Source organism: Leptospira adleri, assembly GCF_002811985.1.
GTDB classification, from domain to species: domain Bacteria; phylum Spirochaetota; class Leptospiria; order Leptospirales; family Leptospiraceae; genus Leptospira; species Leptospira adleri.
On the sequence record NZ_NPDU01000016.1, the window covers coordinates 19,299 to 35,448 of the forward strand.

Consider the following 16,150-nt stretch of genomic DNA (forward strand, 5'->3'; position numbering starts at 1 on the left):
GTAAGATCGGATTCGCCTCAACAAAGGACGACAAAAAGAATGAGCGATCGATTCTGTTTTATCCGAACTTCTTTTACCTCCGAAAGTACCGGCTCAATCCGCAATGACCTTGTTGTTAGTATGGTACGTCTTACTCAGAATCGCTTCCCTTAGCGGACTCGAACACTTTGATTCCGAAAATTCTGCTGAAAGAAGTTCCTTTAACGGTCGTCGTTCTACTATATATAAATTTGAAAAAAGAAGTCTTCTCGTATCCGGTCTGAGCTTCGTATTCGTGATTCCAGATAAGTCCGCCGATCGCCGGAAAACCGAAAATTCCGCGATTTCTAAAACCCCGTTCCGCCTTCGTTTCGGAGAAGTAAAAAAGTCCTCCTAAAACTTTCGTGGATTCCTCTTTATAAACCTCGGAACGATTGTTGTAGTAGATCAACCCAAAAAGACCGCCTAACGTTAAAGAACCGTCCTTATCCTTGGAATGGTAGGAAAGAATCGGAGGAAGAAGCAAAGAATAACTTTCCGCGGTCTCGCTGTATCGATAGACCGGAAGAAAATTATGAATCCTTTCCTGCGGAGAATTGAGATAGTGAATCCAGAGAAAGTTCCAGTCCGTCATTTGCGGAGTGGATTCGTATCCGGCCAAAACGCCGCCTAACACGGACCAACGAGTTCGATCCTTTTCGAACTGAGACTGAAAAACGCCCAAAAACAAGGACAATTCCCTTTTTTGTTCGAGCAAAGAAGATTCCAAATCGACGAGATAGAGAAAATTATAACGATTGCTTGTGGAGCTTCTTCCTTGGTAATAACCCATTAGAAATAACGAATATTCTTTTCCTTCGTTAAAAGAAGTGTAAACGAACGGAAACAAAAGGAATGTCTTCTCCGCGCCGCTTCGATCGCTCGAATAATATAGGGATGGAAACAGATATAAACTTTTGGTTCCGGCCTCGTCGTCCCGTTTGTAATTCAAAAGAATACCGAAAAGATTCGTATGAGAGCGGATTTTCCCCTGACTCTCGTTAAAACTCCGATAACTCACGATCGGAACGATCCATCGGTAATAGTCATAGTCCTTATGATCCGAACTCTTATAAAAGAAAAACGGAAATAGATAAGAACTCGTTTCGTGCTCTCCTTCCATTCCGTTTTTTTCATATCCGAAAAGACCAAGAACGGCTTTGAACGAAGTGGATTCGGATCCGTTGTGAAGATATTGCGTGTTCTTATAGTTCGCCAAAAACAACCAATCGAATCCCCAAACGTCCTTTCTAACCTTGTCTTGACGGATCCTTTCTTCGAACGTATAGAGCAACGGGATCGGAAGAATCGAATAGAATCGACTCGCATAAAGATTCGCTTCCGCTCCATCCTGAACCGATTTTGTCTGAAAAAACAAAGGAGTGAAAGTAAAATCGTCGACGTAACCTTTTCGAACCACTTCTTCCTTTTGATACCAAAAAGGTAAGAACATGGTTCTTTTGAGTCCGGTCTTTTGATCCGTCTTTTTTCCCGCCAAGAGCAGGAAATTTATTTCAGAAGAAGTCGGGGTTTCTTCGTTGGAATAAAGAATCGGAATCAGGCTGGAGGAATAAATTTGAACTCCGTTCTCCTGTTTTGTTTTTCTAAAGAAGAATAAAGAAACGTTCCAAGACCGACTTTTCTGATTCGGTTCGGTTTCGGAAGAATAACCCGCCAAAAGACCGAGTAAAACTCTAAATTCGAAACTTTCCTTTTTTAGGATCGGAAGTTTTTTTTGTTCCAAGTCCGCAAGAAACAACCAAGTCCAACCGTTCGTTTCCGTCCGAGTTTCATTTTCCGTAATACTCTCATAAGTGTAAAAAAGAGGGATAGGAAGGATCGTATAAAAGTTGTTATTCGAGTAAGAATCGAGTTTCGAAGTCCCCTGCTTCAGACTTTTGTGAAAGTAGAGAAGCGAGAAAACGGTAGAGTCGATTTGCCCGAAAGGATTCCTCTCTTTTTCATAATAAAAAAACGGCGGAAGAAAGAGTCTTTCGTCTTGAGTGACCGAATTCTTTCTATAACTAAAAATCAAGGCAAAGGTAGCGTCATAAGAATCCGGAGTCCGTTTCGCGGAATAAAAAAACGGCACCGTATCCGACTTAAATTTCCAATTCTCCCCTTCCTTGATCGTCTTACCGAAATAAAAAGGAAACACGTAAAAAGAGGAGACTTCCTCTTTCTCGTTTTGTTTCCACTGCGATGCGCCGGTCAAAAGCAAAAAATTCCAGGAAGAAGCATCGGGCGAAGACGCGCTGTAATGACCGAAAACAAATCGGTATTTTTCGGAATTCTCCCTTCCCCACAAAAGAAAAGGAATCGGAAGAATCACGTTCAACTCGGAAACATAAGATTTATCTAATGCGTTAGCCTCTTCCGACCTTCCGTAATAAAAAGGACTTAATAAGAAAGAACTTTTGGTTTTTAAGGAAACGTCCTCTCTAAAAGAATATAAAAAGAGAGGCGTGTAAAGATTTCTGTCCTTTAAAACGACGTTTCCATCGTTTATACGGTCCTCATAGTTTCTAAAGTAGAACGGAAAGAACACGCTGTAACCGGAGCCGTTGCTGTTGTTTCCGGAATGAGCGTAGTCTTCGGACGCCTGATACAAAGGAAAAAGAATACCGTGAAAGGAGGAATGTTCAAACGTTCCCGTTTTTTCCTTGGTGCGATAGTAAAAGATACTTTTGGTTTCGATCGAAGACGCGGATTCTCTGTGGGCAAAAAAAGGAAAAAAACGATAAGCGACTTCCTCTTTCGATTTCGAATAACGGATGAGAGGCCAAAGAACAGAATATTCCTTTCGATCCTTTTCCTGTTCCATTACAAAAAGAAAGATCCCGAGAGATCGAACATAGTCGTTTCCTTTTTTCTGTTCCGCGTATAAGGGAAACACGACTCGATAGGATTCGTCGCCGATCGTACCCCAAAAAGTAGGCAACGGAAGAGGAAAGGCAAAAATCTTATCGTCGTTATTTTTGCCCCAGGTAAACCAACCGAGAGGCAGAATCCGAAAGTGTTTTTTATCGTCTCCGGATTGATAACTCGCGATTCCGAATAACGCTTCCCAGCCGAAATAATTTCTTGAGTTCTCCCTCGCTAGTTTTTTATAAGAGACGAAATTCGATCCTTCCTGCGGCGGGTTTTGTCCTTTCTCTTCGCCCACGACCGCGATTCGAACGTCTTTTTTAGCGTCGTCTTTTTTCGGATTCTTCGCCTGAGGAAGAACGGGAGCGGACTCTTCTTTTTTTTCGTCTTCAAAGAATGTGAGAGGATTGGAAAGTTCCTTACGAAGCGAAACGCTGAAAAGATTGTAAACGAAGGCGTAATCCAAATCCACATAGAATTCTTTTCCGGAAGAACCCGACTTCAAAGAAGCGTCGAACTTACCTCCCGTCTGGGAAACGGAAATTCCGCCGAAGTAGAGTTCCAAATTCTTATTCTTCTCATAGTATTTGAGATAAGCCGGAAGAAAAATATCACCCCTCGAATCGGCGTTTTTCCATTGCCAATAAAGAGGCGCCACAAATGTGGAACTCGTTTTTTCCTCTCGGTTATCGGAAGAATAATAGAACAAAGCCCAGTCCCGATCCACACGGGAAGAACGAAGTCGATAGTGAATCGGACTAAAGGAAACGTAATCCTTATCGTCTCCCCCGAATCTATAGTAAAAAGGAAGCCAAAGATTATATTCATTTTTTTGAAAGTAGTGCAGAGGAAGAATCGTTCTCGTCGTAGTCTCCCCCGCTGGATCTTTCCATTGATAATACAAACCGGCCAAACCTAAAAAGGATTCACCCGTTTTTTCTTTGGAAGAAAAATAGATCGGATAAAATCTCCGAAAGGAAGAATCGTTCGAACCGTATTCGTGGTAACCGAGAACAAACAGTTCGTCCTCCGTTTCGGAGTAATGCTTGTAATAAAAAGGCGCGATCGTACGTTTTTCGGTTTCCGTTCCGGTGTGAAAGAAAAGAAGCAAAGGGATCGAGAAGTAGGAATTCTTTTTATGAAAGTAGAACGGAAAAAAGAAGGACGAAAGATATTCTCCTTTTGCGTCCCGGCTCCAATACGCGTTCAAGACCAAGGTTTCAGATTCTTGTTTTCGGCTATGACGATACGTCGGAAGCGGCAATAACGTAAATCGGGTAAAATCGTCCCCGTCGTAGCTGTGATGATAGACCGGAAGAATCGTCAAATAAGAATCTTTTTTGTAAAAAAGAATCGGAACGCTGATTAACTGGGTAAGCCCCTTCTCTCGTTCTCTTTTAAAATAGGTGTTCAGATAGTAATCGTGAGCGACCTCTGCCGATCGATGCCGATAAAAAAACGGCCCGGCACGGTTGTCCGATCGCTCCCCGTCCGTCCATGAAAAATAAAACGGAACCAGATGCTTATATTCATTTTTCTTAAAATACCAAAACGGAAAGAATACAAAGGCGGCCAACTCGTCTTGTTGATACTCGGAATACGTGTTGATTATATAAGTCGAAGAGGAATTCGGATTTTTGTTCCTATAATACAAGGGACCGGCGAAGGAGGCATCGTCCTTGGAATTCTCCCAAGAAAAAAAGACCGGAAACAAATGAGCGAATTCATTCTTCTTCTGAAACCAAAAAGGAAAGATCGTAAGAGCGGTTAATCCTTCCTTGTCTTTTTTCCAATAGGTGTTGAATATTAAATTTTCGGAATAGTCCTTCGCGTCTTTGCGGTAAATAAGAGGAAAGATAAACTGAGTAAACTCTCCCGCGTCGTAGTTGTGATGATACAACGGAAACACGGTGAGATAGGATTCTTTCTTGTAGAAAAAAATCGGAGCGCTCACGACTTCGCTCAAACCCTTGTCCTTCTCCCACTTCACAAACGTATTCAGGAAATAGTTTGTATTATGATTGGGGGACTCCGAATGATAATAGAGCGGACCGGCGTATCCGGATTCTTCTTTGGAATCCTTCCAGGAAAAAAACACCGGAAATAGGTGGAAGTAAGAATTCTCTTTGTAAAAAACAAACGGAAAGAACGTAAAACGGGAATCGGATTGATCCTTTGAAGACGACCAATAGAGCAACGGTAAAACCCGGAAGTAACTCCAATTTTTTTCCCGTCCCCATTGGAACAAAAGAAAGTTTCTGATCTTATAGTCCTCGCCGTTTTCTTGTAAATATAAGGCCAAGGGAAGAAACAAAAACTTTGTTGTTTCGGAACGTAAGGAAACAGATTTCGATTTATACCAACCGATCGGACTGAAAGAATATTCGGAATACGAATCGCTCGTCTTCTCTTCGTCTTGGAACCAGATCGGAGAATAAATCGTAAACTTTTTGGATTCCCTACTCGATCTCGATTGATGATAGAAAGGAAAAAAAGTAAACGAATAGTCTTCCCTTATTTTCTCCGCCGAATAATGAAGCAGCGGAAAAAAAACAAAAAATCGTTTTTCCAAATCGTGTCCCCAATGAAAGAGGGTCAGGGTCGTTTTCGATTCTTCGGAGGATTCTTTATTAAAAAACAAAAGTGGAAGAATTATAGTGGAAGCGGATCTTACTCCGCCGATCAGCTCGTTCTCCTTCGTGATCAGAGGGAAAAAACCGGGATACATCGAAAAACTTTTCTCAAACCCGGGACCCGAAGAATCGGAGTTGTATCCCAACCAATAAAAATGAGTCGATTCTCGATACCCGGTTCCTCCTCCGGACGGCTGGACGGTCCTACGATAATATACGGGGGATAAAAACGTACGGTCGTCGATTCCCTCGGAACTCAAACTTCGGTAACTATAAAACGGAAAAAGATAACTTTTCGAGGCGTTGCCGGATTTTGCCTCAAGAGAATTATAAAAAGGGAATATTCTAAATTGCTTAAATTTCGGATAATCCGTGTATCGGATAAACCACAGGACGTGCACCGAACTGTGTCCTTCCCAGCGTTCCCAGTCCACGAACCCGGCTCTCAGAGGATATTTCTCCTCCTTTTCGCTTCCGAAAATCTCCTTTTTTTCGCGGACGAGTTCGTCGAAAGGATCCTCGGCTTGGGACCAAAGAAGAGCGGGAGAAAAAAATAAGAATAAAAGAAATAAATAATTTCGCATCGTATTAAACCGAAACGGCGCTTTACAGATCGATTTCAACCGTTTTCCGTTTGCCTTTTTCGCCGGAAAGAATCCGGATCTTTTTTTTAGGAACGTTCCACTCTTCCGAAAGCGCTTCGATCACCGCCTGATTGGCCTTTCCTTCCAGCGCCGGTTCCCGGACCGCAATGGTAATCGAACCGTCGTCCTCTTTTCTTAGAAAGACTTTTTTTGAATTCGGTTTTACGTGAATCGTAAACTTCATTCGAACTTCGTTCGTTAGGCGACCCGATGTTTTTTACGGAATCTGCCGGCTAAAAGATATATACCTTCCACGCGGAAAACGAGACTGGAAACAAAAAAAAGTATCATCGCCGGAAGAATTACGGCGCAAAGATTGATCCTGGAAGCCTGAGCGTAACTCATACCTCCGTCCTGAAGCAAGTTTAGAATGGGAGAATATAAGAATAAATTGTGAAAGATCAAATACGTTCCCAGGATAAAAAAAGGAAGAATCATCTTGGAAATTTTTTTCAAAAGGGAAAGCCAGGGAAAATCGACCCTGTGCTTTTTCAAAAGGGTTCCGAGAAGAATAAAAGTGATCGAAGCGGAGATCGCCGAGGAGAGAGCGATCGCCGAATGTTTTAAAAACCATACGAGCGAAAGATTGAGAACGATATTGATCGTAAACGAAGCGGATTGAATCTTCAAAGGAGTTTTCGTATCTTGGAACGCGTAATAGGAGGAAATCAAAATTTTGTTAACGCTAAAAAACGGGATCGCGATCGAATAAAAGATCAGAGGCAACACCGCCGTATGAGTCGCAAGGTGATCCCATTTCCCTCCGAAGTAAATCGAATCCAAAATCGGTCCCGATAAGATCGACATTCCGATCGCGGCGGGAACCGTAAGAAAAACGGCAAACTCAAGAGCCGCGGACAATTCAGTTCCGACCTCGGACCACCGTTCGTTCTTTAAGGACTGAAGGAGCGCGGGAAGAATCGTCGTGGCAAGAGCGACTCCGATGATTCCCGTGGGAAGTTGAACGAGTCTCTGCGCGTAATCCAAACTTACCACCGCGCCCAAACCCGGATTGTGATTCTGAACCCAGTTCGCGAGAAAAATATCCACGAGAAGGCTCAGTTGATAAAAGCCTCCGCCCAGGGCAGCGGGCATCATCAGACGAAAGATCTTCTTGATCGCGGGGTGTTTCCAGTTCCAGTTGATTTTCGGCATATCTCCCTTTTTCCAAACAAACCAAGCCTGCACTATAAATTGGATCAAACCTCCCGCAACGATCGCGGAACAAAGAACGATCACTCTGTCGTGAAGATCGGAAATAAACGGAAACAAACCGATAAAGACGAAAAGATAACTGAGATTCAAAATAATCGGAGAAAGAGAAGGGACAAAAAAACGATTTTTAGAATTAGAGATCGCCATAAAGATCGCGGAAAGACTCGCGGTGACGATGAGAAAAAAGAGAATATAGGTGAGCTCTATTACTAAATTAGAATATTCTTGAGTGCCTCCGACCAAGATCGGAAGAAAAAACGGCGAAAACAAAAACATCACTCCGACGAGAAGCGAAAGAACGAAGAATAAAAAGGAAAGAACGGCGCCGCTCATGACCTTGGCTTCTTCTTCGCTTATCTTGCCCGACTCCGCGTAGAGAGGCATAAAGGATTGGGAAAGAGTTCCTTCCGCCAAAAGATTCCGAAACATATTCGGCAAACGATACGCCACCGAAAACGCGGAAGCTACCATACCGGTTCCGAAGGAAACTGCCATAAAATGATCTCGTACGAGACCGAGGATTCTGGATAAGAACGTATAAAACGAAAGCGCGATACTTCGCGAAGCGGCGTTGGACAACTAAAGGTTTCCTAGAAGTTTTTCTAGGTATCGAACTCCGCCCATGGCATTTAGGTCAAACTGAATCTGACAAGCCGGACATTGATATCTTCCCGGCTTGGAAACGCGAATGCGGCTGCTGCAAGCTCCGCAGTAGATCATCCTTTTTGGAAAACGTTTTTCGTCCTGAATCGCTTGATCCAGAATCGATTTGGCGGCGTAGGACGCAGTCGACGTTTCTGAAGAAGAACTCGATTCTTCCGTTTTGGAAACGCCGGAAGAAATCATAGAAGAACTCGTCCCCTCTTCCTGTAAAAACGCCTCCAATCTTCGGGACTGACTCGAAAGACCGTGTTCCGGCGAACCGGGTTCGGAATTAAAAACTTCCTTCGCTTCGGTTTTCGGATCTTCCGAAGACGCGACCTCCGACTCCGGAACCGTTCGAATTTCCGGAATATAAACGGACTGAGAACCTCCGAAGCCGGAACGAGAAGCCGAAGTCTCCTTGGAAGAATAGAACTGGATCGGAGTATTTCTTTTGATCCGGGAAATCGGAGAGGATTCTTTTTTAGAACTTCTCTCGTCCTGAATTTTGATCAAGGAAAGATATTCTTCGGCTCGGGAAGGATCTTCGAAAAAAGAAATCGTTTTACCGAAACCTAAAAAGCTGAGTAACGTTTTACATTCTTCGTTGAACGCGCAATAGGCGGAAGAAGCGCCTCGGTTTTTAAGAAAATTCTCAAAGCGGGCGAGGACGCTGATTCCTTCCGCTTCGATGTATTCGAGTTCCTCGCAGGAAAATAAAAATTTCCGAATTCCTTCCTCCCATTTCGCCTTGAGATAAGAATAAAAATCCTCCGCGCTCGAAGCGTCGAGTTTCCCCTTCAGCTTGAGCTTGAGAATATTGCCGGAAAGTCTGGATCGGATTTCCACGTTCTTTTTGTTATCCTAAGTAGATCGCGTCCAATACTTCTTCTTTGGAGGCGGCGGTTGGGTGAATCGTCGCAATCGTCGGCTCCGAACGAGGAACGGAAGCGTGCGCGACGGGAGAAGATTCGATCGGCTGCGTGACGACGGAAGCAGCCTGCGGATTTGCGATCGGAGCCGCGGTCAAAACCGGTGCCGGCGCCGAAACGACCTCTTCCATTCTTTCCTCTTCCTTTCCAAGACTTCCCGGAATCGGAAGAGAATCCAGAGGACTGGACTTTCTCGCAAGCACCGGAACGTTCATCTCGGAAGAATGAGAGACCTTTTCCACGAGAGGTCTCGATCCGAAATCGGGAACCGATTGTTTTGTGGAATTGCCCAAGGTCAAAAGGAGATACACAAATTCTAAGAATAAGGCCGCACCGAGCGCAATGAGGGAATAATTACGGACCAACCACTCCAAGAGTTCCGTCTGTTTGGAAACAAAGGTGCGAAAGTTACCTCGGTCGTAGACCATGTGAAGAGCCGCCACCCGATCGAGCTTAGTAGGATGAAAAACGGCCGCGGAAAGAAGAATTTCGGGTTCGTTGATCTCCGGAAAATAACCCGCGAGTTTGGAGAAAAAGCCGCTCTTCGCGACGACTTCTTTTTTTTCACCCATAAGAACCGGAATCCCGATCTGCCATTTGCGAAGACGAAAAGCCCTCGTATAAAGCGCGTCCTGATAAAGAGCGACCGGTTTTCTTTTTTTCAGATCCTCTTGCAGATATTCCGGATTGGAATGAGCGAGAACGATTCCCGATTCGGTGGTCAAAAAAAGTTCTTTGATCGTATAACCGTCCGAATCCTTTTCGGACAACTTAGTCATACGATTGAATACGAAGTTGATATCCTCGTAGTTACGGTCCGCGCCCGAGTTTTCCGCGGCCTTTGCAAGAGTGCCTAACGTATCACGCGCTCTGTTATCGGAGCCGATTTTTAAGAGTTCGAAAGAAGCCAGAGAAGATTCTAAAAACGACCAGGCCACGGCTCCGAGCGCGACCGCTTCGCAGACGATCAGCAATAAAAGAAAATAGAATATACTTTTGAAAATCTTCACTCTTCTGACCTCTCTTTCATCAATCGGAAGAAAGGAGGTTTTCTCTTGAGGATAAAATAGAAGAACGCGCGTTTTTCAGCGGGAAACCGCGTTTTCGGAAGAAAGAAGAAAGGAATTCAGATTCTTTCGAACCTCGGAAAGAAATTGACTGCGTTTCAAAATTCCCGAATCCAAACCCAATGTTTCCACGCTCGTCATGTCCATCCAATTTCGACCGCAGGGATTGATACAACGAAAGGCGCGAAAATCGTTATTCAAATTAAAAGCGACTCCGTAACTCGTAAAAAAAGACTTAAAGTTCACGCCGATGGAACAGATCTTCTTGGAAGGATCGGATTTAAGATAAAGTCCGGGAGAATCCGGATCGGAAACGAGCTCCAAGTTCCAGGTTTTCAACGCGGCGTCCTCGAGCGCGCCCAAAAAATTCTCCAAATAAGAACGGATCGAAAGATTCCGTTTTTTCAAATCCACGTGGGAATAGATCACGAGCTGACCTGGTTCGTGGGCCGTAAAGTCCCCGCCCCTTTGGATAAAATGAACCGAAATTCCTTGGGATTCCAGAAATTCTTTTCCTAAGAGTAGATTCTCAAGATTATAATTGATTCCGCCGGTGATCGTGGGACCGTGTTCTAAAAACAGAACGCATTCTTTCCGAAATCGGCGAAATTTTTCCTGCAATTCCACATAACGAAGGTATGGAAATTCTCCTTTCAGTTCGATCATTCTCACAAGATTCTTTATATGGAAAAACTTTTAGAAGTCATCTCTTTTATCCTGCAAAAATCCCCGAACGGAAGGGATCGTTTGTCCCTTTCCAAGCTGATCTACTACGCGGACGGGGTTTACTTTCAAAAAAACGCAAAACTGATCACAAATCAGGCTTATATCCATCTGGAGGATTCTCCCTGCGCATTGGATTTTCAAGCTGCGTTGCTTCATTTGAGAAAAAACGGTCTAATAGATATCAAGCCCAAACTTACGGAAAAAGGAATCTCAGGATTTCAAATCGTTTGGACGGGTGAACCCGGAGAAGAGGCGGTCGATCTGAACCGACAGGAAAAAAGAATCATCCGCAAAATTTTGGAAAATTTTAAGAATGCGGTCTACGATGAGAATCGGGTATATCCGAATCTCTACGAAAACTACATCATTTCGCCGCTTTTTGCGGAAATTCCGTTCAGCATGGATACCTTGAATACCAAAATTCACTTTTTTAAGAGGAAAACGCTTTTAAATATCTCCGGCAAAATTTTTAAGGTACTATTTAGTGAATAACGGGACCCTAAGATGCAGATAACCATAATGAAAGGTAAAATCCACCGGGCTACGGTTACGGACGCGGACCTGAACTATGAAGGCAGTCTGACCGTGGATATGGATCTTGTGGACGCGGCGGGAATGCGGGTCTACGAGAAGGTTTCCGTTGTGAACGTTAACAACGGAGCCCGCTTTGAAACTTACATCATCGAAGGAAAACGCGGTTCCGGAGAGATTTGTTTGAATGGAGCGGCCGCCAGACTCGGAATGAAGGGTGACAAGGTCATCATCATCACCTACGCTCAAGTGGAAGAGAAAGAACTTCCCTCTAATTACTCCCCAAAAGTAGTTCACGTTGACGAAAATAACCGGAAACGGTAATTTTTGCAAAAAACGACTTTCCGAACCTAATTTCCGGCTCGCAGAGACCGATATAAATTAGTAAGAATTCCATCGGACCAGAATAACTATGAAATCTTTTTTGAGAATCTCTGTTTGCCTGCTACTTCTTTTCCTTGGTCAGTCATCCTATAGCCAAAACGCAGAAAAACCCGATCCGAACAAAAAGGACGGAGGAACAGAATACTATCCCCTCTCCTACTACGACGAACGTTTAGCAGTGAAGAACATATCCTTCTTCCGCAGACACTCCGATAACGGAAAGGGAGAATTTCTGGACGTGATGGTGGAACTGGAAAACCGGGACTTTGAACCCGCCAAGTTTTCGGCCTACATCCTCGCGGTAAACGAAACCACGTCCGTGAGCGCCGAAAAAAGAGAACTTGTTCCTTTTCCGAAATGGAGAGGTTACGATTCCGAAAACAATACATTTGTTATCAACTTTCAAAACCTGATGCCTCAGAAACTCGAACCGAAGTCGGTTTGGGGAGAAGAAAAATTCAACAAGGTCAAGAAGGATTACGATGATAAGATCGCGAGAGGCGAAACCGTAAAAATGGGGATCCCCGGTCTTACGGAGATCATCACATTTCTCACAAACCACCCTGAGAATGCCTTGGAATTTACTATCTTCGGAGAACAAGGTCCTAAAAAAGATCAGGTTCTGATCAGCAATTTCGTGGATCAAACGGAAGAAGAGAAAAAGAAACAAGCCCACGAAACTCTCAACAAACACACTTATACGATTTACAACGCGAAGTATAAGACGACTCTGATGTCGCACCACTATACCGAGTATAGACCCGGCTATGTGAGCTACAACAAAGTAGTCATTTTGATCTTCAATCCTTTGAAAGAGAAAAACAAACTGGTTTACAGAAGATTTATCGACGTAGCCGGAATCAAACTCCTCAACTAAGAACAAAACGATCTCCGGGCGGGAACTTCCGCCCGCTCTCGTGTCCTTACTCGATTCTTAATTTCAATCCTCAGTTCTTGAGTTCGTTTTCTATCATTGATTTCTTTCCAATTCTAAAACGAAGAAAAAAGAGATTCCAAAGCTAAGGAAATCGCAATCAGCGTTCCTAAAAAAAATCGCCGGTTTCATTCTCCGGAAACGAAAAAGAAGAATCGATTTTGAAATATAAATTCCTTTCTTCCAAAACGGGACAGGAGTGATTTTTCCAAAAAAGGAAAAACCCACTCCTGCGAAAAAAACTTTTAAAAAAAATCAGAATGCGGATCGAATGTGGACGTCGCACGACTTGTAAAATTCTTTATTTGTACTGAATGAGAAAGACGTCTTGGGTTCCGGTGGAAGCCATGCCGTCTAACGTTCCGTTGGTAAACCCGGTCGTATAAAGATTCCCGAAAATATCCGAACGAATTCCGTTTCCATTCGTATTGGAGCCGCCGCCCGCGCCGTCCAACCTCGACCATTGTTTGTTTCCGCCGCTATCATACTTCACGACAAAAAGATCTTGAGCGCCGATCGCGGCAATCCCGTCAAAACCGCCGATCGATTGACCCGTCGCAAAGACGTTTCCAAAAGAATCGGACGTGATCCCGAAGGCGCTTTCGTTTCCTCCCGGATTTCCCAAAAGACGAGTCCACAATCTGTTACCGGAAGAATCGTATTTCACGACGAAGATATCCTGAATTCCCGTCAGAGTTTGTCCGTCCAAATTCGTTCCCGTGGCTCCGGTCGTATAAATAACGTTAGCCGATCGATCCAAGACGATTCCAAAGGCGGCCGTAAGAGAGGAACCGCTCGGACTTCCCAAAAGTTTCGTCCATTGTTTGTTGCCGGCCCCGTCATACTTCACCACGAAAAGATCCTGAGTCCCGGACAAAGGCTGCCCGTCCAAATTTCCGAACGTAGATCCGGTTGTGTAAACGTTCCCGGAAGCGTCCGTCGCGGCCCCGAAGGAACTCGTATTCGCTCCCACGGCCCCTAAGAGTCTCGTCCACTGCTTGTTGCCGGCGCCGTCGTATTTTACGACAAATAGATCTTGATTGCCCGTGAGAATCTGTCCGTCCAAATTGTTGTTCACCTGACCGGTCGCAAATACGTTTCCTGAAGAATCTGCGGCGATCGCATTGGAAGAAGTTTGAGTTCCGGGCGCGCCCAAAAGACGGGTCCATTGTTTATTTCCCGCCGCGTCAAACTTGACTATAAAAGTATCCTGAATTCCGGAAAGGACTTGCCCGTCTAAGTTTCCGTTCGTCTTACCCGTAGAATAGACGTTTCCGGTCGAATCCGAAACGATTCCCGCAGAGGAAGTATTGGACCCGATGACTCCTAACGTTCTGGACCATTGTTTATGTCCTAAGTTATCGTACTTCGCGACGAAAATATCGAAGAGACCGACCAAAGGATGTCCGTCCAAATTGCCGTTCGAAAATCCGGTGATGTAAACGTTTCCGGAATCGTCGCTCGAAACGCCCAGTGAATTCGAAGTGGCACCCGCAACTCCGAGGAGCGTGGTCCATTGCCTTTGACCGGCGTTGTTGATGGCGACCGGCTTTCCCGAAACGGAAAAACTAGTTCCGCAAAACGAGGTCGGATCTTGGGCCAAAATTTTGAGCGCCGCGGTCTTTAAAAATAGATCCCCGCTTGGATCGCAGAGATTGTTGGAACGAATCGCACACCCGGAAACGAAAAAATAGAAGAATAGAATATTCCACTTTAAAAATATTCTTAATTTAAAAACAATCATTGCTCGCCTACTCATAAAAGCTGAAACAAAACGGATTTAGAAAAATGAATAAAGGACGTTCCTCTAAAACCGCTCCCTACGCATCATATCCGCAACGTTATTTAAAACAGCCTCTCCGTACGAGGAGAGTCAACTCATCTGGAACCTAAGACAGAAACGGGGAATCAACTTCCTACAAAATGGCATAAACTACAGCGTTTCAAAATGCAGGATTCAAAACAAGACTTGAAATTTATGGACCACGGCGATCCGACATTACGGAAAGAAAGGAACCACAACGTGATTTCGAATTGGAAACGATTTAGCTCCGAACGCTCCTTTGCGTTTTAGCGATTTTTATCGTGAATCCGATTTAATGATTCGGATTCCACGTGTGAGTTCCTACACTTGAAGTCTCATCAGCTTTTGCAAGATCGTCGATCACGCGTATCACACAAAAAGACGTGTGAGTTCCTACACTTTAAGTTTCATCAACTTTTGCGAGATCGTCGATCGCGCGTATTACCCAAAAAAAAGTGTGAGTTCCCACACTTGAAGTTCCTCAGCTTTTGCAAGATTGTCGGTGCCGCGTATCACCCAAAAAAAAGTGTGAGTTCCCACACTTTAAGTTTCATCAGTTTTTGCGAGATCGTCGATCGCGCGTATTACCCAAAAAAGTGTGAGTTCCCACACTTGAAGTTTCATCAGTTTTTGCAAGATTGTCGGTGCCGCGTATCACACAAAAAAACGTGTGAGTTCCTACATTTTAAGTCTCATCAGCTTTTGCGAGATCGTCGGTGCCGCGTATCACCCAAAAAAAAGTGTGAGTTCCCACACTTTAAGTTTCATCAGTTTTTGCGAGATCGTCGATCGCGCGTATTACCCTAAAAAGTATGAGTTCCCACACTTGAAATCTTTTGGAAAGCCATCCAGAAATGCGTTTCATTCTTAAGAGAACGATCCTCGTTTGGTGAAAAAATCAATCTTAGAAATCAAAAGGAAATTTCGGCAAAAAACTCGGCATCGGACGTTTTAAAGGATTCTTATTGAGATTTGAAAACTTCGAAAGCCCAACTCGTTCTTTCAAAGAGGGAAACTGACGTAAGGAAATAAGATCGCTTCGTATTTTTTGATAAGATCTAACTTGAAAGGAAGAATTTGAATTCTTCTTAAAAAAGAAGAAAACAAAGAGAGATTTCAATTTTTTTTGAAATCGTAAGATCGTAAGCGAGAAAGAATATTTAGAGAGATTTTCTGGAAGAACGTTTTGTCTGTTTCTTATAACGTTCGATGCTCTCGGGGACATATCTAGTCGACCAATCCGCCCCGCTCATATTCTTTTCAATCCAACCGGTGCCGTGGTCCCAGCGTCCGTCGGACAAAAAATCAAAGAAGTAAGAGGAGTTCATGTAACGATAGGAGTCCATGATGTCGAGAATGTCCCTTTTTACGGGGAAACCCTGGCCGTTTTCGCTTTCTGAAAAGAAGCTATTGTCCATTGGTTCAATTCTATGAACAGGCATTTCCAATGTCCATTCTTTTCTTATGTTCGCATTGACGGGGATTTTCCTAATCCCAGAGCGTCAATTGCCCCTCTTCCGGAATCTCCCGAGGCTGAACAATCTCCTTTTCGAGCTTTTTGCCGTGTAGGACCTCCTGACGCCGTTTTTTCACCTTTCTGGCTTCTTCCAGGATTCCTTCCAATTTCTCCTCTAAAAAATAACGCAATTGCTGCTCGATTTCGTTTTCTGTTTCTCGGATCAACACCATTCTATCCTCCAACTTTCCCCGGATACGAGGAACAGAATAAATCGGACCCCGGACAATGTTTTC

The 16,150-nt window shown here is 44.0% G+C and carries 12 protein-coding genes; 3 read left to right on the forward strand and 9 right to left on the reverse strand.

Going from position 1 to position 16,150, the window contains the following annotated elements:
* Positions 1-130: 130 nt before the first annotated feature.
* From CH376_RS07985 to lipB, 6 genes are all read right to left on the reverse strand, one after another.
* Positions 131-6,103, reverse strand: coding sequence for an LA_1737 family protein (locus CH376_RS07985; RefSeq protein ID WP_338063532.1), 5,973 nt, complete (start codon positions 6,101-6,103; stop codon positions 131-133).
* Positions 6,104-6,125: 22 nt separating this feature from the next.
* The gene (locus CH376_RS07990; RefSeq protein WP_100784003.1) at positions 6,126-6,347 is read right to left on the reverse strand and encodes a DUF167 domain-containing protein; all 222 of its coding nucleotides are present in this window, start codon (positions 6,345-6,347) and stop codon (positions 6,126-6,128) included.
* Between the two features lie 14 nt (positions 6,348-6,361).
* Complete coding sequence (gene murJ, locus CH376_RS07995; RefSeq protein ID WP_100784004.1) at positions 6,362-7,957, reverse strand: murein biosynthesis integral membrane protein MurJ; 1,596 nt, start codon at positions 7,955-7,957, stop codon at positions 6,362-6,364.
* On the reverse strand, positions 7,958-8,869 hold the full coding sequence (locus tag CH376_RS08000) for an STAS domain-containing protein (RefSeq protein ID WP_100784005.1): 912 nt from the start codon (positions 8,867-8,869) through the stop codon (positions 7,958-7,960).
* Positions 8,870-8,879: 10 nt separating this feature from the next.
* Positions 8,880-9,962, reverse strand: a complete 1,083-nt coding sequence (locus CH376_RS08005; protein ID WP_420843534.1) for an LIC_12071 family protein — start codon at positions 9,960-9,962, stop codon at positions 8,880-8,882.
* 75 nt (positions 9,963-10,037) lie between these two features.
* A complete protein-coding gene (lipB, locus tag CH376_RS08010; RefSeq protein WP_100784007.1) occupies positions 10,038-10,685 on the reverse strand; it encodes a lipoyl(octanoyl) transferase LipB in 648 nt (215 codons plus the stop codon).
* Between the two features lie 18 nt (positions 10,686-10,703).
* On the opposite strand from lipB, the gene CH376_RS08015 reads away from it, so the two are divergent.
* From CH376_RS08015 to CH376_RS08025, 3 genes are all read left to right on the forward strand, one after another.
* Positions 10,704-11,237: a type II toxin-antitoxin system antitoxin SocA domain-containing protein gene (locus CH376_RS08015; protein ID WP_100784008.1), complete on the forward strand. Its 534-nt coding sequence runs from the start codon at positions 10,704-10,706 to the stop codon at positions 11,235-11,237.
* A gap of 27 nt (positions 11,238-11,264) precedes the next feature.
* Positions 11,265-11,600 carry an aspartate 1-decarboxylase gene (gene panD, locus CH376_RS08020; RefSeq protein WP_100784009.1) on the forward strand — a complete coding sequence of 112 codons (336 nt, stop codon included), beginning with the start codon at positions 11,265-11,267 and terminating at the stop codon, positions 11,598-11,600.
* A gap of 88 nt (positions 11,601-11,688) precedes the next feature.
* Positions 11,689-12,537 (forward strand): hypothetical protein, encoded by an 849-nt coding sequence (locus tag CH376_RS08025; protein ID WP_100784010.1) that lies wholly within the window; start codon positions 11,689-11,691, stop codon positions 12,535-12,537.
* A gap of 358 nt (positions 12,538-12,895) precedes the next feature.
* Here CH376_RS08025 and CH376_RS08035 read toward each other — a convergent pair whose 3' ends face one another.
* The 3 genes from CH376_RS08035 to CH376_RS08045 form a co-directional block, all read right to left on the reverse strand.
* Positions 12,896-14,338, reverse strand: coding sequence for an SBBP repeat-containing protein (locus CH376_RS08035; protein WP_100784012.1), 1,443 nt, complete (start codon positions 14,336-14,338; stop codon positions 12,896-12,898).
* A 1,220-nt stretch (positions 14,339-15,558) separates the two neighbouring features.
* The gene (locus CH376_RS08040; RefSeq protein ID WP_100784013.1) at positions 15,559-15,816 is read right to left on the reverse strand and encodes a hypothetical protein; all 258 of its coding nucleotides are present in this window, start codon (positions 15,814-15,816) and stop codon (positions 15,559-15,561) included.
* Positions 15,817-15,886: 70 nt separating this feature from the next.
* Positions 15,887-16,087, reverse strand: coding sequence for an LIC12077 family protein (locus CH376_RS08045; protein WP_100784014.1), 201 nt, complete (start codon positions 16,085-16,087; stop codon positions 15,887-15,889).
* Positions 16,088-16,150: the final 63 nt, after the last annotated feature.

Bases quoted from the DNA above. Each gene is read 5' to 3' on its own strand.
- CH376_RS07985 (WP_338063532.1), bottom strand. From the start codon at position 6,103: ATGCGAAATTATTTATTTCTTTTATTCTTATTTTTTTCTCCCGCTCTT.
- CH376_RS07990 (WP_100784003.1), bottom strand. From the start codon at position 6,347: ATGAAGTTTACGATTCACGTAAAACCGAATTCAAAAAAAGTCTTTCTA.
- lipB (WP_100784007.1), bottom strand. From the start codon at position 10,685: ATGATCGAACTGAAAGGAGAATTTCCATACCTTCGTTATGTGGAATTG.
- CH376_RS08015 (WP_100784008.1), top strand. From the start codon at position 10,704: ATGGAAAAACTTTTAGAAGTCATCTCTTTTATCCTGCAAAAATCCCCG.
- panD (WP_100784009.1), top strand. From the start codon at position 11,265: ATGAAAGGTAAAATCCACCGGGCTACGGTTACGGACGCGGACCTGAAC.
- CH376_RS08025 (WP_100784010.1), top strand. From the start codon at position 11,689: ATGAAATCTTTTTTGAGAATCTCTGTTTGCCTGCTACTTCTTTTCCTT.
- CH376_RS08035 (WP_100784012.1), bottom strand. From the start codon at position 14,338: ATGATTGTTTTTAAATTAAGAATATTTTTAAAGTGGAATATTCTATTC.
- CH376_RS08040 (WP_100784013.1), bottom strand. From the start codon at position 15,816: ATGGACAATAGCTTCTTTTCAGAAAGCGAAAACGGCCAGGGTTTCCCC.
- CH376_RS08045 (WP_100784014.1), bottom strand. From the start codon at position 16,087: ATGGTGTTGATCCGAGAAACAGAAAACGAAATCGAGCAGCAATTGCGT.